The organism is Streptacidiphilus carbonis (genome assembly GCF_000787775.1).
GTDB classification, from domain to species: domain Bacteria; phylum Actinomycetota; class Actinomycetes; order Streptomycetales; family Streptomycetaceae; genus Streptacidiphilus; species Streptacidiphilus carbonis.
Genome location: NZ_BBPM01000046.1, coordinates 1 through 18,771 on the forward strand (window position 1 = coordinate 1; position 18,771 = coordinate 18,771).

Sequence of the window (18,771 nt, forward strand, 5' to 3'; positions counted from 1 at the left end):
GGCAGACACCGAGGACGAGCCCCCGGATGACGCGGCGTCGGCGCCGTGGGCGCCGGAACTGCCGGAGCCCAGCAGCACCCCGGCCACCGCGACCGCCCCGACCGCCACCGCGGCGCCCACGACGACCAGCGTGTTCCGCCGCCGGGAGGAGAAGGAGGGAGAGAAGGCGGCGGAGGAGGACGGCGAGGCGGTCGGCCCGGGCGCCGCCGGGGCCGGCCCCACCACATAGGCGGGCTGCTGCAGGGCCGGGACGGTCGGCGGGGTACGCGGGGAGCCGACCGGGGTGGCCCCCTCGGCGACCCGCCACGGCGGGACTACGGGCGTCGAGGTGGGTACGGGCGTCGCCGGGGCCCCCGGCCCCGGTGCAGGCGTCGCCGCCCCAGCCGCCGCCCCAGCCGCCATCCCGGCGGCCGCCCCACCCACCGTGAACAACTGGACCGTCCCCTGCGGCTGGTCGACCGGCCGGTACGCGACCTGAGGAAGCGTCAGCTGCTGGGCGGCCAGGGCTATCTCCACCCGCTGCACGATCTCCGAACTCAACGCCGCCGACCACGGCGCCAGCACCCGCCGGCTCGCAGCCTGCTCGGCGATCTGCTCCGGATCCGGCCGGGCGGCGGGGTCCTTGTCCAGGCAGGCCCGGACCAGGGCGGCCAACCCGGGATCCGCCTGCCCGACCCGGGCCAGCACCTCCTCCTTGGGCGGTTCGAAAGCGACGCTGTGCAGGACGTCCACGCTGGTGCCGTCGCCGAACGGGCCGTTCCCGGTGACCGAGAAGGCCAGCACCGACCCCAGTGCGAACACGTCGGACGTGGTGGCCACGCTCTGGCCGCGCACCTGCTCGGGCGACATATAGGCCGGGGTGCCGACCTGCTGGCCGGTGGTGGTGATCGAACTGCGGTCGGCGGCCTGCGAGATGCCGAAGTCGATGACCCGGCAGCCGTCCGTCCCCAGCACCACGTTGGAGGGCTTGACGTCCCGGTGCACCACCCCGACCCGCTGCATCGCGGCGAGGGCCTGGGCCAGGTCGCCGGCCAGCCACCAGGCCGCCTCGGCGCCGAGCGGGCCGTACGCGGCCACCGCCTCGGAGAGGTTGAGGCCGGGGATGTAGTCGGTGGCCATCCACAGCAGGTCGCCGTCCAGGCCGGTGCCCAGCAGCACCGCCGCCTGCTCGCCGCTGACCCGCGACAGCGCCTCCGACTCCCGCTCGAAGCGCCGTCGGAAGCCGTCGTCCTCGGCGTACTCGGGGCGGATCACCTTGACCGCGGCCAGCCCGGGGCCGCCGTCGAGCGGGCGGCCCAGGTAGATCCGGCCCATCCCGCCGCCGCCCAGCGCGGCGAGCACCGCGTACGGACCCACCCGGCGCGGGTCGACGGCCCGCAGCGGGGAGGCTCCCAGCCGGTCCAGCCCGGTCCCGGCGAAGACGCGCGGATCCGACAGGTCATCGTTCTGCTGCGACATGGTGCGGACTCGACTTCCCCGTTGCGGATACGACCGTATGACGAAAGGTGCAGAGGGGAGATTACCGCTCCACTGTTACGGCCGGGACGGACACCTGCTACTTCACAGCCACGACGACCGGAGTCCACGCCTGGAGTCCACGACCGCGGGCCGCGGACCCTTCCGCCGGCCTCAGCCGACCACCAGCCGGACCACCACCGCCTGCGGCGCGCGCGGCAGCTCCACGGCGAGCTCGCCGCGTGCGTCGTCCCAGCTCACCACAGTGTCCGCAGCGGCCGGGTGCAGCACCTGGACCCGGGCGCCGAGCCCGCGCAGATGGGGCAGGGCGAGGGTGCGGACACGGTCCTCCGGGCCGGGTGTCCGTGCGGCCCCGGCCGCGGGGCGGCGCCACACCGTCAGGCAGTCGGCGGTCACACCGTGCAGGCCGAGGGCGATCCAGTCGTCCTCCCAGCCCGGCAGGCCCAGCGGCCAGAACGGGCGGCTCCCGGGCAGTTCGGCCCGGACCGCCTTGTAGGCCGCGACGCCCTGGGCCACCAGCTCCTGCTGACGGTCCGTCATCCGATCCAGGAAGCCGGAGAGATGGACCCGGCCGAGCATCGCCCCGGCCAGCACGAAGGAGATCTCGTCCTCGGTGAACTCCGGCTGCGGGTAGGCCCAGACCGCGCACTGCTCGGGCGTGACCGCGGTGGGGCCGGCCGCCGCGATCGGCGGGTAGCAGAGGTAGTTCTCCTGGTCGCTGGTGGACTGCAGCTGGGTGCGCGCCAGTTGGGCGTAGTCCATGCGCAGTCCGCCGGAGCCGCAGTTCTCCAGCACCAGGCCGGGGTGGCGGTCCAGCACCGAGTCCAGCCAGGCCAGATGGGCCCGGTGGTGGCCCAGCAGCCCCGCGCCCGGGGACCCGCCGCCGGTATCGGTGCCGGGGCCGGCGTTGATGTTGTAGTCCAGCTTGAGGTAGCCCACGCCCCAGTCTCCGACGATCCGGTCCACCACCGCGTCCAGGTGAGCCCGAGCGGCGGGGTGGCGCAGGTCCAGGTGGTGCCGTCCGTGCTCGGTGACCCGGACGCCGCCACGCTGGAAGAACGCCTCGTCCGGCAGTGAGCGGGCGATCGGACTGCGCACCCCGACCACCTCGGGCTCCAGCCACAGCCCCGGCACCATCCCGTTCGACCGGATCTCGTCCAGGACCAGCCGCAGGCCGCCGGGGAACCGGCGCTCGGCCGCCTCCCAGGCGCCGACCGAGTCCCACCAGCCCCGGGCGTCGTCGTCGTACCAGCCCGCGTCGATGACGAAGTACTCGGCGCCGGCCCGGGCCGCCGCCGCGACCAGCGGCAGCAGCCGCTCGGTGCTGGGGTCGCCCATCAGGGTGTTCATGTAGTCGTTGTAGACCACCGGCAGGGCGTGCAGGTCCCGGTGCGGACGGCGCAGCAGCCGGCGGTACTCGGTGAGCACCCCGAAGACGGCGTCCGGGCCGCCGGTGGGCGCCACCGCCAGGGCGGCGGGGACGCTCTCGAACTCCTCGCCGGGCGCGAGCAGGCAGCTCCACTGGTGCCGGGCGTCGTCCGGTCCGGCGAGGACCAGGTAGCCGCTGCGGCGGCGCTCGCCGACCTCGTAGCGCCAGCCGGCGCTGGACTCCACCTGCCAGGCCCAGGCGCGGCCGGTCCCCCGCTCCGCCAGCACGCCCACGGGAAGGCTGCCGGCGGTGGACCAGCTCCCCCGGGAGAAGCGCTCGAAGCAGCCGCGGCCGTCGTGGCCGCCGGCCGAGCGGTCCAGGTCGACCAGCTGCTCACGCAACGGCGCCCGCTGCCAGCGAAGTTCGGCCAGCCAGTCATTGTCGGCCCAGTACAGGTCGAGATCGGCGGGGGCACCCAGGCCGCCCAGGGTGAGGGTGCTGACGGACTCGATCCGCAGCGCGGTCTCCCCCCCGTTGCGCAGCCGCACGCGTGAGCGAAGCACCGGCAGGTCGGCCCTGGTGCTCAGCTCCACCTGCGCCTCCAGTCCGCTGACCGGGTCGTCGAGCCGCACCCGCAGCCGGTCCCAGCCGTCCCGGTGGTCCAGCAGATGGCTGCGGTGGCGCATGCGTGCGCCGATGGCGGTGTCGACCGACCGCGCACCCGACCAGTCGCGTCCGTGACCGGTGGCGACCACCTCCACCAGCGGGACCAGGTCCTCCCACTCCTCCCCGGGCGCGCCGAGGCGGACACGGCCGCCCTCGGACAGCAGCTGGACCCCGAGCGCCTCGTGCGACCAGAGGACGGACCTCTCCCCCGTGCGAGCAACAGTTGTCAACGCGTGTTCTCCTTGCGTGCGTTCAGGGCGGTCCGGGAGGCGTCCGCGCCTCGGTATGTGACCGCTAACAATCTTGACTCGCCGAAGGTCACCAATACAAGAGCCGAGGCCTCGACGACGACGGCGGAGCGGCCGCGTACATCGAACCGCAACCAACGGAATCGGCCGCTGCTTTCGCGATCCCTCCAGGTCAGCACCCTGAGCGCCAACCGGGGCCAAAACTGGTGACGTCCGGACTATTGACTGCCATCTTCTGTTACCGATAACTATGTGCCTACGTCACGGCGATGTTAACGCACACATCAACTCCCCCCGCGGCCCCGGCCGCCAGGGGAACATCTCGTGCCAGGCCGCAGGGAGTAGGCATTGTGACCACCGACAGCCCAGGTCTCGTCACCGAGGGACCATCACTGACGAAGCAGCAGGCACCAGCCCCCACAGCGCCCGCTCCGAGCCGGCGGCCACGGCGGATCCGCGCGACCGTGGAGGCGTACCTGCTGATCGGCCCCAGCCTGGCGGGTTTCCTGCTGTTCCTGGTGGTGCCCATCATCGGGGTGTTCGCGCTCAGCCTGTTCAGCTGGGACCTGGTCGGCACCCCGCAGTTCGTCGGACTCGCCAACTACCGCCGGCTGGCCGGGGACGGGGCGGCCTGGACGGCGGTCGGCAACACCGTCTACTACGTGGCGCTGAACATCCCGGCGCAGACCGTGCTGGCGCTGCTGCTGGCGCTGGCGCTGAACCGGAAGATGCGCGGCGGCAAGGTGTTCCGGGTGCTGTTCGTGCTCCCCTGGATGGCGATGCCGGTGGCTCTGGGCATCATCTGGACCTGGGCCTTCGACCCCCGGCACGGCGCGGTCAACCACCTGCTGTCGCTGGTCGGCATCGCCGGCCCGAACTGGCTGACCTCGACCACCTGGGCGATGCCGGTGATCGCCTCGGTGAACGTCTGGCAGTACACCGGCTACACCATGCTGTTCCTGCTCGCCGGGCTGCAGGCGATACCCGAGCAGATCTACGAGGCGGCGGCGGTCGACGGGGTCAGCGCGGTGCAGCGGTTCTTCAAGATCACCCTGCCGCTGCTGCGGCCGTCGATGTTCTTCGTGCTGATCACCAATGTCATCGGCTCGTTCCAGCTCTTCGACACCGTGTTCGTGATGACCCAGGGCGGCCCGGGGACCTCCACCACCACCCTGAACTACTACATCTACCAGCAGGCCTTCCAGCTCTTCCACGCGGGCTACGCGGCGACCCTCGCCATCGTGCTGTTCGCCATGATCCTGCTGGTGACGGCCGGCCAGTTCCTGTACTTCCGCAAGCGCACCGTCTACGACTTCAGCTGAGGAACCATCACCATGACTGGCACCGCCGTACGTAGGACGCTGCTCTACGCCGCCCTCCTGGTCGGCGCGCTGATCTCGGTCGCGCCCTACCTGATGACCCTGAACGCCTCCTTCAAGACCACCCAGGGGATGTTCTCCACCCAGGCGTGGACCCCGGCCCACCCGGCCACCTTCTCCAACTTCGCCTCGCTGTGGTCGCAGTACGACATGTCCGGCTTCATGGTGCACACGCTGATCGTGTCGGTGGCCATCACCGTCGGGCAGGTGCTGTTCTGCTCGCTCAGCGCCTACGCCTTCGCCCGGATGGAGTTCCCCGGCCGCGACCTGCTGTTCTGGGCCTTCGTGGCGACCATGATGGTCCCTCAGATCGTGACCCTGGTCCCGCTGTTCCTCATCATGAGCCACTTCCAGCTGACCGACACCTACCGGGCGCTGATCCTGCCCTACGTGTTCGGCACCCCGTACGGGATCTTCCTGGTGCGCCAGTACTTCCGCACCATCCCGCCGGACCTGGAAGCGGCCGCGCGCATCGACGGCGCCGGTACCTGGACCATCCTGTGGCGGATCATCCTGCCGCTGAGCCGTCCGATCCTGGCGACGCTCGCCACCGTCACCTTCGTCAACAGCTGGAACAACCTGCTCTGGCCGCTGATGGCGACCAGCAGCGAGCGCACCACGGTGATCACCGTCGGCATCTCGGCACTCCAGGGCCAGTACGCCTCCCAGCTCAACATCGTGCTGACCGCCGCCGCTGTCGCGCTGCTGCCGCTGATCGCCGTGTTCCTGGTGTTCCAGCGCCACATCGTCCGGTCGATCGCCCTCACCGGGCTCAAGTAGCGCCCCCGAACCGTCCCCTCACCCTCCCCTGCACCTCCCCACAGAGAAGTGGATGCCCCATGCTCAAGCTCACCACCAGGAGATTCGCCGCCACGGCCGCCTGCGCCGCGCTGGTCGGCCTGACCGCGGCATGCGGCGGCAGCGGTTCGGCGAAGGCCGGCGGTACCGTCACCCTCACCTACATGATCTGGCAGGACTCGGAGAAGGCCGCCTACCAGGCGTCCATCAACGAGTTCGAGAAGGCGCACCCCTCCATCAAGGTGAACCTGGAACTCGTCGCCTGGGCCCAGTACTGGAGCAAGCTGCAGACCGGCGCCGCATCCCGCAACATGCCCGACGTGTTCTGGGACCACCTGGCCTACCTGCCGCAGCTGGCCAAGGAGGGCATCGTCACCGACCTCACCAGCAAGATCAAGGCCGCCAACCTGGACACCGGCGTCTACAGCCCCAAGCTGCTGGCCCAGTGGCAGTCCGGCACCGTCACCTACGGCCTGCCCAAGGACTGGGACACCATCGCCACCATCTACAACAAGAGCATGCTGGCCAAGGCGGGCCTGACCGCCGACCAGATGAACCACCTCAGCTGGGACCCCGCCACCGGCGGCAGCTTCGTCGCCGCGCTGCAGAAGCTCACCGTCGACGCCAACGGCAAGCATCCGAACCAGCCCGGTTTCGACGCCAAGCACGTCAAGACCTACGGCATCGCCCTGGAGGCCCCCAACGGCCAGCAGGACTGGTGGGACTTCGGCCTGCAGAACGGCTGCAAGCTCCAGGACAAGGCCTACGGCAAGTGGACCGTGAACACCCCGGCCTGCGTCCAGGCGATCCAGTTCGAGCAGGACCTGCGCGACAAGTGGCACGTCGCCGCGCCCGGCTCGGAGACCAACACGCCCAACGCCGCCTCGCTGCCGCAGATCCTCGCCAAGGGCGACGCCGCGACCACCTTCGACGGCGACTGGGACCTGACCTCCTTCGAGTCGGCGATGCCCGCCGGCAGCTGGGGCGTCTCCGCGCTGCCCAGCGGCCCGGCCGGCACCGGCACGGTGTTCAACGGCCTCAGCGACGCGGTCTACGCCCACACCAAGCACCCGGCCGAGGCCTGGGAGCTGGAGCAGTGGCTCGCCTCCCCCGCCTCGGAGAAGCTGGTCGCCGACAGCGGCACCGTCTGGCCCGGCATACCCACCCTGAACGACGGCTTCGCCGCCGCCTGGAAGGCGAAGGGGGTCGACGTCACCGCGTTCAGGACCGGCTCCGAGGGCACCACCATGGGCTACCCGCTGACCACCTCCAACACCACCTTCAACACCATCGTGCTGCAGGACTTCAACCAGGTCTGGTTGGGCCAGATGACCCCGCAGGCGGCCGCCGACGACGTCAACAGCAAGTCCAACGCCGCCATCACCAGCGACAACTAGCCTCCCGGGCCGGCCCCGGGCCGCAGGAGCACCCTCTGTATGCACACCGGCGACCTGGCCTGCGAATTGACACCGCGGGCCGGCGCTTCCGAGAATGACCCAATGACTGGGAGCGGTAACAGGATGAGCACGGACACTCCCGCCGCGGCACCGGGCACCCGGCCGGCAGCGGCGGCCGGCGCCCAGGCCACCAGCATCTGGGAGGTGGCCCGGGTCGCCGGGGTCTCGCACCAGACCGTCTCCCGGGTCATCAACGGCAAGCCGCACGTCAAGGACTCCACCAGGGCCCTGGTCCTGCGGACCATCGAGGAACTGGGCTTCACTCCCAACCGCAGCGCCCAGGCGCTGGCCGGGGGGCGGCCCAGGTCGGTCACCGTGCTCACGGTCGACACCGCGCTCTACGGCTGCGCCGCCGCGCTGCGCGGGATCGAGGAGGAGGCCAGGGCAGCCGGGTTCACCGTGGGCATCAGCGTGCTGGAGCCGGACGCGGCCACCGGCACCCAGGACGTCATCGAGCGCCTCGGGCGGCCCGGCGCGCCGGCCGTGGTGATCGCGTTCGAGACGGTCGGGGCCCGGGTGCTGGAGGCGCTGCCCGCGGACCACCCGGTGGTGGGCCTGATGGAGCGGCCGGACAGCGGCCAGCAGCACACCGGACGGCCGCAGGTGTGGATCGACGACCGGGGCGCCGCCGCCCACGCCACCCGCTACCTGCTCAGCCTGGGCCACCGCACCGTGCACCACCTGTCCATCCCCTCCTCCAGCAGTCAGCTGACCCAGCGCACCCACGGCTGGCAGGACGCGCTGCGCTCCGCCGGGCGCCCGGTGCCGACCCTGCTGGACGCCGGCTGGACCCCGCGGTCCGGCTACCTCGCCGCCAGGGCGCTGCTGGTCGACCCCAGCGTCACCGCCATCCTCTGCGGCAACGACGACGTCGCCCTCGGCGTGCTCCGGGCGGCCCGCGAGGCCGGCCGGGACGTCCCCGGGGACCTCAGCGTCATCGGTTTCGACGACGCTCCGCAGTCCGCCTACCTGGCCCCCTCGCTGACCACGGTCCGGCTGGACTTCGAGGGCCTGGGCCGGTCCGCGTTCGGCCTGCTGCACGCCCTGCTCGACCCGGACTCGGCGCCCGCACCGGGGTTGTGGGCCGAGCCCGAACTGGTCGTCCGCGAGAGCAGCGGGCCGGCACCGCGCTGAAGCCGCTTCCCACGGGACTTCGGCTGCGGACCGTAGTCGGCTTGTCGCGCAGTTCCCCGCACCCCCAGGGGTCTGCAACTGGGCCAGTTGCACAAGCCAGGGGCGCGGGGAACTGCGCGACAGGCCAGGCAGACGCCGCAGTCGAGTTCCGTCAGCAACCACCCTCGCACTCACGGTTCAGCCGCCCCTGGCTGCCCGTGCGGGCCCTGACCTGCCGTCACTCTGTTACCGGTCACGGATTGTGGCCGCCGACCGCACTCAGCGCCCACCCCACCCAGGATCCACCTCACCCAGTTGGAGCGATCCCGTCATGAGATTCGCAGGCGCGACCACGCGCTTGGCCTCCGCGCTGCTTCTGCTCGCGGCCGCCGCCGGGGCAAGTGCCGCATCCGTCCAGACCGCCTCGGCGGCCACCTCCACCCTCACCGTCAACCTGGGCAGCAGTACCGGCCCGGTCCTGCACGGCGCCAACGGCGCGCTGTACGGGCTGTCCGACGCGGGCGTTCCCAGCGACAACCTGCTCGCGCCGCTGGCGCCGACCACCATCGCCCAGAAGGCGCCCGGCGGCACCCAGCACCCCAACGGCGACGCCGCCAAGGTGGCGGGCACCTTCGTCAAGGACTCCAGCAGCGGCAAGGTCCTGATCTACATGCAGGACTACTACTCGGACTGGCCGTACCAGACCACCACGCTCTCCTCGTACCTCTCAGTGGTCGACACCATCGCCGCCACGGTGGTGGCCAGCCCGCAGCACTCCTCCTTCGAGTACGTCCCGGTGAACGAGCCGGACGGGATCTGGTTCGGGCTGGGAACCTCCGACACCGCCACCTACGACACCAACCGGGACACCTTCTTCACCTGGTGGGACGCGATCTACGCGGAGATCAGGAAGGACGACCCCACCGCGAAGATCGTCGGCCCCAACGAGTCGGGCTTCGACACCCGCTTCCTTCCCGACTTCCTGGCGCACGCCAAGAGCGCCGGCACCCTGCCCGACATGATGAGCTGGCACGAGCTGTCGTCCAGCTCCACGGCGAACTTCGCGAGTCACTACAGCACCTACCGCGCCGAGGAGACCGCCGCCGGGGTCAGCGCCCTGCCCATCGACATCGACGAGTACGGCGACCGCCGCGACCTGTCGGTGCCGGGCCAACTGGTGCAGTGGATAGCGGCATTCGAGAAGGCCAAGGTCTACGGCGACCTGGCCTACTGGGACATCGCCGGCAACTACGACGACCTGACCACCGGTCAGAACACGCCCACCGGCGCCTACTGGCTCTACGACTGGTACGCGCGGATGTCCGGGAACACGGTGTCGGTCACCCCGCCGTCGCCGAACACCACGGACACCCTGCAGGGCGTGGCCTCCTACGACACCGCCAAGGACCAGGCCCAGATCGTGCTCGGCGGCTCCTCGGGGGCGGCCGACGTGGTCGTGAACGGGATCTCGTCCGGTGTCTTCGGATCCAAGGTCGCCGCAACGGTCGAGGAGACCGACTGGTCCGGCTACACCGGCGCCGGCGCGGCACCGAAGGTGGTCTCGCGGACCGTCTACCCGACCTCGTCCGGCAGCATCACCGTGCCGCTGACCGGCCTGAAGGCCATGTCGGCGTACCGGATCGTGCTCACCCCCTCCAACGTCACCACCGCGACCGCGGCCAACGCCCCGTACAGCGCCTCCTACGAGGCGGAGAGCGCTGCGATCACCGACGGCGTCGTCTCCACCCAGGGCACGGTCAGCAACGCCAACGGCTATGCCACCTCCGGCACCCAGGACGTCGGCTCACTGAACGCCTCCGACAGTGCGGTCACCTTCACCGTCACCGCGCCGACGACCGGCTCCTACAACCTCGGCATCTACTACGGCAACCAGACCGGCACCCATGCGCAGCAGGCGCTGAGCGTGGACGGCACCGCCTCCCAGCTGGTGGACTACCCCGCCACGCTCAACTGGCTGTGGCGCAATCGCAAGGACGTGACCCTCACCCTCTCGGCGGGCACCCACACCATCACCCTGGCCAAGTCCAACGCGACCCTGGGCACCGCGATCGGGCAGGTGACCCTCGACAAGATCGACCTGACCGCGTCCTCCTCGGCGGCGACCGTCTACGAGTCGGCACTCGGCCGCACCAGCGGGACCGTCGGCTACAACTACACCGCCTCCGACGGCACCGGTGAGGGCCGGGCCGTGCTCTCCTCCGGCGCCGCCTCCACCGCCGACGTGTACGCGCCGAGCGACGGCTACTACACCACCACCGTCCGCTACGCGACCAGCGGTTCGCTGACCCTGACCGCCAACGGGAACACCGTCACCGGCGGCACCCTGCCCTCCACCTCGGGCGCGATGTCGACCGCGACGGTCAGCCTCTACCTGCAGGCCGGGATGAACCCGGTGACGGTGACCGCCAACGGGCCCGCGTCGGTGGAGAACGTCTCCGTCGCCACGGCACCGAGTACCAGCGGCATCACCACCTACCAGGCCGAGAGCTCCGCCAACACCCTCGGCGGCACCGCCGTGGTCACCGCCAACAGCTGGGCCTCCGGCAGCAGTTACGTCGGCTACATCGGCAACGGCGCCGCCAACACCCTCACGTTCAACGGCGTCACCGCCGCCACCGCGGGCACCTACATGCTGGCCGTCCACTACGCCAACGACGACACCTCGGGCTCGGGGAACTACAACACCAACATCGAGTCCCGCACCGCCTCGGTCTCCGTCGACGGCGGCACGGCCACCACGGCGGTGTTCGCCAACACCTTCAGCTGGAACCAGTTCAACACCGTCGACATCCCGGTGACCCTGGCCGCCGGCAGCAACACCATCACCTTCGGCAACTCCTCCGCCTACGCCCCCGACATCGACTCCATCCAGCTCGCCAAGCAGTGACGCCTGCTTGACCCTCCGTCAGCCAGTCGGCCCGGGGCACTGCGTGTGCCCCGGGCCTCTGCCGGTCCCACTCCCACCGGAGGGGCGCGCGTCGGCGCGGAGCATCTTCGACTTCGACCTCACCCGGCCGACCCTGCTCCTGATCGGCAACGAGACCACCGGCCTGAGCGCCGCCTGGCGGGGGCTCTGCGACCATGTCGTCAGCATCCCCATGAGTGGCAGCGCCAGTTCCCTCAACGCGGCCAACGCCGCGACGGCCGTACTGTACGAGGCGTCGAGGCAGCGCATCGCCGCAGCCGCGCGGCAGCCGGTGGGCTGACTGCGACGGACCGGGCGTCAGCCCCGCAGAGCGAGCCACTCCTGGAGTTCGACCAGGTTCCCTGCCGGGTCCTTGAGGTGGGCGACGCGCATACGGTCCGTCATCGGCGCGGGGCCCTGGACCAGTACCGCTCCGCGTGCTCCGATCTCCTCGCAGTAGCGGTCGATGCCGTCCACCCGCAGGACGACGAGCGACCGGCTACCGGTCGGCTCGTCGACGAGCTCGCCCAGCACCTGCGCCATCTGCGCACGGTCCTGCAGGGCCACCCCCGCTCCGCCGCCGTCGGGGGTGAACTTGGCGTACGGGCCGTCCTCCGCGTCGAACTGCGGCTTCAGCCCCAGCACATCCCGATAGAAGCGGTAGCAGCGGGGGAAGTCCGTGACGAGAAGCCGGACCTGGGCGAGTTCCATCGACGACCCTTCGTAGAGCGGCGGCGCAGGTATACGACCCTGCCAACCTACCGAGACCGTCCGTCCGGGAACATCCGATCCGGCCCCGCAGCCGCCCCCACCCCGCCGCCCCGGCCGCGAACGGCGGCGCTAGCGGGTCCGCTCCGCGGTGTAGCGGTCCTCCCTGGTCACCACCAGGGCTGTGGTCGCGGCCGTCGCGTTGCGTTGCGGCGTCCTGTGCTGCGGCTTGTGCCAGGGCCGGTGCACGGGTGCCGCGTTGGCCCGTTCCAGTGCGGTGGCGGTGGTCGCCGCCGGACCGAGGACGACCGCTGCGGCCACTCCGGCCACCAGCCACGGCCTGCTGGTGAACCAGCCGCGCAGCCCGCTGACCTTGATCTCCGTGTCGTTCATGTGCCCCTCCTCGACCGCTGACTCCCTCTCCCGACACACCTGACTCTCACCTGAGGTTCTGGAGATCAGCTGTGGCTTCCCTCTACTCCTGATGAGAACGGTCCGCCATCAGGCTGTCCCCGATGAAGGTGAGAGTGAGTTCGTCGAGGTTGTGCATCTCGGTCTCCGGGACATCGCGGAGCGGCCCCTGTCCGGTGAGGACGGCCATCCCGTGGACGGCGCCCCACACCGGGTACTCGATTCCGGCCCGGCGCCGGACGTCGATCACGCCTGCGTCGACCAACTCGTCCAGCGCGGAACGGAGTTGGCCCAGCGGGGTCCGGTCAGGACCGGCACCGCCGCCGGGGGTGACATAGGCGTGCTGCTGGGGCAGGGCGTAGGCGGTGGCGAACAGTCCCGGCTCGTCGCGGGCGAACTGCAGGTAGGCGGTGCCGATGGCACGGAGTCGCTGCGCCGCCGCCATGGGGTCGCCACGCCTGCCCCGGACCCGGCCGACTCCGGCGGCCATCCGGTCGCCGAGCTCGCTCATCGCCGCAGTGCAGACGGCGGCGAGGAGTTCGTCGCGGTCGGCGAAGTGGCGGTAGGCGGCGTTGGGCGCGACACCCACGATCCGAGTGGCCTCCCGCAGCACCACGGCGTCGGGGCCGCCGGACCGCGCCAGCTCGACCCCGGCGGCGATCAGGCCCTCCCGGACGACGCCGCGGGGGCGTCGTCCCTTCGGCGGGGACGTTTCCGCAGCTGATCGGCCGGTGGTCACGCGATCACGATAGCAAAGTGGACACCGTCCACAACACGAGCTAATGTGGACAGCGTCCACTAATCTGTCGGACCCATGGGAGCCGTCATGCCCGGAATGACCCAACTGCTCCAGCACAACGAGCAGTTCGCCCGCGACTACAACCCGGTGCCGCTCGGGCCGCCCACCGCGGAGGTGCTCGTACTCACCTGCCTCGACCACCGAATCGACCCCGCCCGGATGCTCGGGCTCCACCCCGGAAGCGCTCCGGTCATCCGCAACGCCGGCGGGCGGGTGACCACCGCCGTGATCGACGACATCGCCTACCTCGCCTTCCTGGGCGACACATTGTTCGGCCCGTTCGACGAGCTCTTCGAGGTCGTGGTCATCCACCACACCCAGTGCGGAACAGGCTTCCTGGACGATCCGGACTTCCGTCACCAGGCAGCCCGGGCGACGGACACGTCCGAGGCCGCCCTGGAAGCCGCCGCAGTCGCGGACCCGGCGGCCACCGTCGCCGCCGACGTCGAACTCCTGCTCGCCTCACCCCGCCTCTCCCCCAAGGTCAGCGTCTCCGGCCACGTCCTGGACATCGACACCGGACGGGTCACCACCGTGCTCGGCACCCGACAGCCCCAGCCCGCTCGATGAGGAAAAGGGATCACTCGCCCCGGTAGAGCCGCTCCAGGTCCACCAGGATCACGTCGCCCCTGCTCCCGGCCTGCCGCAGCTCGGCACTGAAGCCCCCGCCGCCCCGCCCGCGCGCATCCAGCGGGCCTCCGGCGGGGGTGGTGGTGTCGCGCGGGCCCGTGGACGAGATATCTTGATGTCGAGAAACGTTGGAGACGTGAATCGGAGTAGCGGTGACTGACTCGACCATCATCTATACGCACACTGACGAGGCCCCGGCCCTGGCGACGTACTCGTTCCTGCCGGTGGTCCAGGCGTACGCCTCGACGGCGGGCGTCAAGGTGGAGACGCGCGACATCTCGCTGGCCGGGCGCATCATCGCCAGCTTCCCCGAGCGTCTGGAGGAGGGTCAGCGCATCTCGGACGCGCTGGCCGAGCTGGGCCTGCTCGCCAAGACCCCCGGCGCCAACATCATCAAGCTGCCGAACATCTCGGCCTCCGTGCCGCAGCTGAAGGCCGCGATCGCCGAGCTGCAGGCCCAGGGCTACGCCCTGCCGAACTACCCGGACGACCCGCAGACCGACGAGGACCGCGACGTCCGCACCCGCTACGACAAGGTCAAGGGCAGCGCCGTGAACCCGGTGCTGCGCGAGGGCAACTCCGACCGACGCGCCCCCGCCTCGGTGAAGAACTACGCCAAGGCGCACCCGCACCGCATGGGCGCCTGGACCACCGAGTCCAGGACCAATGTCGCGCACATGGACGCCAACGACTTCCGCTCCACCGAGAAGTCCGCGGTGATCGCCGCCGACGGCACCCTGCGCATCGAGCTGGTCGGCACCGACGGCTCCGTCAAGGTGCTGCGCGAGTCGGTGCCGGTGCTGGCCGGCGAGGTCGTGGACGCGTCGGTGATGCACGTGGCCGCGCTGCGCGAGTTCTTCACCGCCCAGGTCGCCCGGGCCAAGGCCGAGGGCGTGCTGTTCTCGGTGCACCTCAAGGCCACCATGATGAAGGTCTCCGACCCGATCATCTTCGGCCACGTGGTCCGTGCCTTCTTCCCCAAGACCTTCGCCCAGTACGGCGCGGTCCTGGCCACGGCCGGCCTGAGCCCCAACGACGGCCTCGGCGGCATCCTGAAGGGCCTGGACGGCCTGCCCGAGGGAGCTGCGATCAAGGCCTCCTTCGACGCCGAGCTCGCCGAGGGCCCGGCCCTGGCGATGGTCGACTCCGACAAGGGCATCACCAACCTGCACGTCCCCAGCGACGTCATCGTGGACGCCTCCATGCCCGCGATGATCCGCACCTCCGGCCACATGTGGGGGCCGGACGGCAACGAGGCGGACACCCTCGCCGTCATCCCCGACAGCAGCTACGCGGGCGTCTACCAGGTGGTCATCGACGACTGCCGGGCCCACGGCGCCTTCGACCCGTCGACCATGGGTTCGGTGCCCAACGTCGGCCTGATGGCGCAGGCGGCCGAGGAGTACGGCAGCCATGACAAGACCTTCGAGATCCCGGTCGAGGGCACCGTCCGCGTGGTCGACGCCTCCGGCGCCACCGTGCTGGAGCAGCCGGTCGGCACCGGCGACATCTTCCGGATGTGCCAGACCAAGGACGTGCCGATCCGTGACTGGGTCAAGCTGGCCGTCACCCGCGCCCGCGCCACCGGCTCGCCCGCGGTGTTCTGGCTGGACGAGGGCCGCGCCCACGACGCCAACCTGATCGCCAAGGTCAAGGCCTACCTCCCGGAGCACGACACCACCGGGCTGCAGATCGAGATCCTCACCCCGGAGCAGGCCACCGCGTTCTCGCTGGAGCGGATCCGCCGCGGCGAGGACACCATCTCGGTCACCGGCAACGTGCTGCGCGACTACCTGACCGACCTGTTCCCGATCCTGGAGCTGGGCACCAGCGCCAAGATGCTCTCGGTGGTCCCGCTGATCCACGGCGGCGGCCTGTTCGAGACCGGCGCGGGCGGCTCCGCCCCCAAGCACGTGCAGCAGCTGCTCAAGGAGAACTACCTGCGCTGGGACAGCCTGGGCGAGTTCTTCGCGCTGGCGGCCAGCTTCGAGCACCTGGCCGTGAGCACGGACAACGCGCGGGCCCAGGTCCTCGCCGACACCCTGGACCGGGCCACCGGCACCTTCCTGGAGCAGGACAAGTCGCCCAGCCGCCGCCTGGGCGGCATCGACAACCGCGGCAGCCACTTCTACCTGGCGCTGTACTGGGCCCAGGAGCTGGCGGCGCAGACCGAGGACGCCCAGCTGGCCGAGGCCTTCGCGGCCCTCGCCAAGACGCTGACCGAGCAGGAGCAGGCCATCGTCGACGAGCTGATCGCGGTCCAGGGCTCCCCGGTCGAGATCGGCGGCTACTACCAGCCCGACCCGGCCAAGGCATCGACCGTGATGCGCCCCTCGGCGACCTTCAACGAGGCCCTCGCCACCCTCGGCTGACGCTGGATCAGAAATACGCCGGCAGGTCCCCGGGTCGATCTCGACCCGGGGACCTGCCGCGTTCCGGCGTCAGCGGCGCACGCGGACGCCGTCCAGGGCGATGTCGAGGACCCGGTCGCGCTGGTCCGCGTCCAGGAAGGCGGCCGAGGTGATGCCGGAGACCATCCGCAGCAGGTCGTCGAAGCTCATGTCGGCCCTGGCCTCGCCGGCCTGCTGGGCTCGGCGCAGCAGCGGGCCGCCGGACTCGTAGAGGGAGTCGCGGCAGGCCAGGAAGATGTCCGACTCGCCGTTGAGCGCGTCGCGGACGGCCTTCTTGGTGATGGTGTAGTCCACGAAGCGGCGCAGCCAGGTGGTCAGGGCCTGCCACGGCGGGTCGCCGGCCAGGTCCGCCGCCACCTTGCCGAGGGCGTTGACCTCCTCGGCGTAGACGCTCTCGAAGAGGTGTCTACGGGTGGGGAAGTTGCGGTAGAGGGTGCCGATGCCGACGCCCGCGCGCCGGGCGATGTCCTCCAGCGAGGCGTCCGCCCCGTTCTCGGCGAAGGCCTCCCTGGCCGCCGCCAGCAGCGCGTCGAAGTTGCGTGCGGCGTCCGCGCGGCGTGGGCGCTGCACCACGATGATCTCTCCCACCGTGGCTGTCGCCGACGACTCCGCCATTGCGCTCTCCCTCGTGGATTCCGGCCCTTGGATTTCCGGCTCGTGGATTCCGGACTTGAACCGGAGGTATGCCTCCGCTATGGTGGAGGCATACCTCCACTTTAGCAGTCGAGGCATCGGTCCACACCGAGGCGGACCCCCACACCCTTCCAGCGGCCCCTGCGGGACCGCTCCCCGTCATGCCCCAACGCCGTTCGCTCCCAGAGCTCCAAGAGAGAAACCAATATGAACCGGACGTCCAATCGGCTCACCTTCGCGGTCCTCGCGACCGGGGCCGGCGTCTTCTCGATGCTGCAGTCACTGATAGCCCCGGCCCTGCCCACCGTCCAGCACGCCATGCACACCTCGCAGTCCACAGTGACCTGGGTGATGACCGCCTACCTGCTGTCCGCCTCCGTCTTCACACCCATCCTGGGACGCGTCGGCGACCTCGTCGGCAAGAAGCGCACCCTGGTCGCGGTACTGGTGGCGCTGGTGCTCGGCTGCCTGCTGGCGGCGCTGGCGCCCGACATCACCGTGCTGATCGTCGCCCGGGTGGTCCAGGGCATCGGCGGCGCACTGTTCCCGCTCTCCTTCGGCATCATCAGGGACGAGTTCCCGGCCACCCGGGTCTCCCCCAGCATCAGCAACCTCTCCGCGGTGATCGCCGCGGGCGGCGGCTTCGGCATCGTGCTGGCCGGGCCCATCGTCGGCGCACTGGACTACCGCTGGCTGTTCTGGCTGCCGGTCGGCGTGGTGGCGCTGGCCGCGCTCGCCGCACTGCGCTGGATCCCCGAGTCGCCCACCCGGAGCGAGGGCAGCGTCAACTGGCTCGGCGCCGGGCTGCTCTCGGCCTGGCTGGTCGCCCTGCTGCTCCCCATCAGCCAGGCATCCAGCTGGGGCTGGGGCTCGCTGCGGGTGAACCTGCTGCTGGTGGCCGCGGTAACACTGTTCGCCCTGTGGCTGCGCTCCGAGGGCCGCTCCGCCAGCCCGCTGATCGACCTCAAGGTGATGCGGCTGCCCGCAGTGTGGACCACCAACACCACCGCGCTGCTCTTCGGCGCGGGGATGTACGCGGTCTGGTCCTTCCTGCCCGGCTTCGCGCAGACCCCCTCCTCGGCCGGCTACGGCTTCGGCTCCAGCGTCACCGGCGCCGGACTGCTGATGCTGCCGATGCTGGTGGCGATGTTCGGCTCCGGCGTGCTCAGCGGGCGACTGCAGCCGATCGTCGGAGCCAAGGCCCTGCTGGTCACCGGTTCCGCGTTCGGGGCTGCGGCCTGCGCCATCCTCGCCGCCTGGCACGGGCAGCAGTGGCAGATCGCCTTCGCCGCAGGGGTGTTCGGCCTCGGTATCGGCCTCGCCTACGCCTCCATGGCCAACCTGATCGTGCACAGCGTCCCGGCCGCCCAGACCGGCGCGGCCACCGGCATGAACGCCAACATCCGCACCATCGGCGGGTCGATCGGCGCGGCCGTGATGAGCAGCCTGGTCACCGGCAACCTGCAGGCCTCCGGCCTGCCCGCCGAATCCGGCTACACCGAGGGCTTCACCCTGCTGGCCCTGCTCTGCCTGGGCGCCGCCCTGGTCGCCCTGCGGGTGCCCTCCGCCCGGGCCGTGCGGCCGGCGGCACCCGCCGCCCCGGCCGACGAGCAGCACCCCGTACTGGCCGCCGAAGCCACCGGGCGGTAGCCGCGCAGCGAAACGCTCGCGGCAGTCGCGGGCTTGTCGCGCAGTTCCCCGCGCCCCCATCAGGGGCGCGGGGAACTGCGCGACAAGCCGGCTGCGG

General features: G+C 70.9%; 15 protein-coding genes and 1 pseudogene. 9 read left to right on the forward strand and 7 right to left on the reverse strand.

Annotated features, from left to right (window positions below; translation table 11 throughout):
* On the reverse strand, nucleotides 1–1,458 hold a 1,458-nt coding region (locus TR46_RS41440), incomplete at its 3' end, for a serine/threonine-protein kinase (RefSeq protein WP_042406519.1).
* Nucleotides 1,459–1,629: 171 nt separating this feature from the next.
* Nucleotides 1,630–3,741: an alpha-galactosidase gene (locus TR46_RS28100; protein WP_042406523.1), complete on the reverse strand. Its 2,112-nt coding sequence runs from the start codon at nucleotides 3,739–3,741 to the stop codon at nucleotides 1,630–1,632.
* A gap of 368 nt (nucleotides 3,742–4,109) precedes the next feature.
* On the opposite strand from TR46_RS28100, the gene TR46_RS28105 reads away from it, so the two are divergent.
* The 6 genes and pseudogenes from TR46_RS28105 to TR46_RS28130 all read left to right on the forward strand — a co-directional run.
* Nucleotides 4,110–5,081 (forward strand): carbohydrate ABC transporter permease, encoded by a 972-nt coding sequence (locus TR46_RS28105; protein ID WP_236655550.1) that lies wholly within the window; start codon nucleotides 4,110–4,112, stop codon nucleotides 5,079–5,081.
* Between the two features lie 12 nt (nucleotides 5,082–5,093).
* A complete protein-coding gene (locus TR46_RS28110; RefSeq protein ID WP_042406525.1) occupies nucleotides 5,094–5,918 on the forward strand; it encodes a carbohydrate ABC transporter permease in 825 nt (274 codons plus the stop codon).
* Nucleotides 5,919–5,977: 59 nt separating this feature from the next.
* Nucleotides 5,978–7,333, forward strand: coding sequence for an ABC transporter substrate-binding protein (locus TR46_RS28115; protein WP_052433151.1), 1,356 nt, complete (start codon nucleotides 5,978–5,980; stop codon nucleotides 7,331–7,333).
* A 123-nt stretch (nucleotides 7,334–7,456) separates the two neighbouring features.
* Entirely contained in the window at nucleotides 7,457–8,527 is a 1,071-nt protein-coding gene (locus TR46_RS28120) for a LacI family DNA-binding transcriptional regulator (protein ID WP_152626720.1), read from the forward strand.
* A gap of 310 nt (nucleotides 8,528–8,837) precedes the next feature.
* Nucleotides 8,838–11,414, forward strand: a complete 2,577-nt coding sequence (locus tag TR46_RS28125) for a CBM35 domain-containing protein (RefSeq protein ID WP_042406528.1) — start codon at nucleotides 8,838–8,840, stop codon at nucleotides 11,412–11,414.
* A 103-nt stretch (nucleotides 11,415–11,517) separates the two neighbouring features.
* Nucleotides 11,518–11,733 (forward strand): annotated as a pseudogene (locus TR46_RS28130) (TrmH family RNA methyltransferase); the annotation flags it as partial.
* A gap of 17 nt (nucleotides 11,734–11,750) precedes the next feature.
* Here TR46_RS28130 and TR46_RS28135 read toward each other — a convergent pair.
* The 3 genes from TR46_RS28135 to TR46_RS28145 all read right to left on the reverse strand — a co-directional run bounded on the left by TR46_RS28135 (nucleotide 11,751) and on the right by TR46_RS28145 (nucleotide 13,290).
* Nucleotides 11,751–12,143, reverse strand: a complete 393-nt coding sequence (locus TR46_RS28135; RefSeq protein WP_042406532.1) for a VOC family protein — start codon at nucleotides 12,141–12,143, stop codon at nucleotides 11,751–11,753.
* A gap of 129 nt (nucleotides 12,144–12,272) precedes the next feature.
* The gene (locus TR46_RS43260; RefSeq protein WP_042406534.1) at nucleotides 12,273–12,533 is read right to left on the reverse strand and encodes a hypothetical protein; all 261 of its coding nucleotides are present in this window, start codon (nucleotides 12,531–12,533) and stop codon (nucleotides 12,273–12,275) included.
* Nucleotides 12,534–12,615: 82 nt separating this feature from the next.
* The gene (locus tag TR46_RS28145; protein ID WP_042406537.1) at nucleotides 12,616–13,290 is read right to left on the reverse strand and encodes a TetR/AcrR family transcriptional regulator; all 675 of its coding nucleotides are present in this window, start codon (nucleotides 13,288–13,290) and stop codon (nucleotides 12,616–12,618) included.
* Nucleotides 13,291–13,377: 87 nt separating this feature from the next.
* On the opposite strand from TR46_RS28145, the gene TR46_RS28150 reads away from it, so the two are divergent.
* Nucleotides 13,378–13,920: a carbonic anhydrase gene (locus tag TR46_RS28150; protein ID WP_042406647.1), complete on the forward strand. Its 543-nt coding sequence runs from the start codon at nucleotides 13,378–13,380 to the stop codon at nucleotides 13,918–13,920.
* Between the two features lie 10 nt (nucleotides 13,921–13,930).
* On the opposite strand, the gene TR46_RS43265 is transcribed toward TR46_RS28150, so the two are convergent.
* Nucleotides 13,931–14,152 (reverse strand): hypothetical protein, encoded by a 222-nt coding sequence (locus tag TR46_RS43265; RefSeq protein ID WP_152626721.1) that lies wholly within the window; start codon nucleotides 14,150–14,152, stop codon nucleotides 13,931–13,933.
* Between TR46_RS43265 and TR46_RS28160 the strand changes: the two genes are divergently transcribed.
* Nucleotides 14,133–16,352, forward strand: a complete 2,220-nt coding sequence (locus TR46_RS28160; protein ID WP_042406543.1) for an NADP-dependent isocitrate dehydrogenase — start codon at nucleotides 14,133–14,135, stop codon at nucleotides 16,350–16,352. The genes TR46_RS43265 and TR46_RS28160 overlap by 20 nt on opposite strands.
* 69 nt (nucleotides 16,353–16,421) lie before the next feature.
* On the opposite strand, the gene TR46_RS28165 is transcribed toward TR46_RS28160, so the two are convergent.
* Nucleotides 16,422–17,006: a TetR/AcrR family transcriptional regulator gene (locus TR46_RS28165; protein ID WP_042406546.1), complete on the reverse strand. Its 585-nt coding sequence runs from the start codon at nucleotides 17,004–17,006 to the stop codon at nucleotides 16,422–16,424.
* A 225-nt stretch (nucleotides 17,007–17,231) separates the two neighbouring features.
* On the opposite strand from TR46_RS28165, the gene TR46_RS28170 reads away from it, so the two are divergent.
* Entirely contained in the window at nucleotides 17,232–18,674 is a 1,443-nt protein-coding gene (locus tag TR46_RS28170; RefSeq protein ID WP_042406549.1) for an MFS transporter, read from the forward strand.
* The last annotated feature ends 97 nt before the right edge of the window (nucleotides 18,675–18,771 follow it).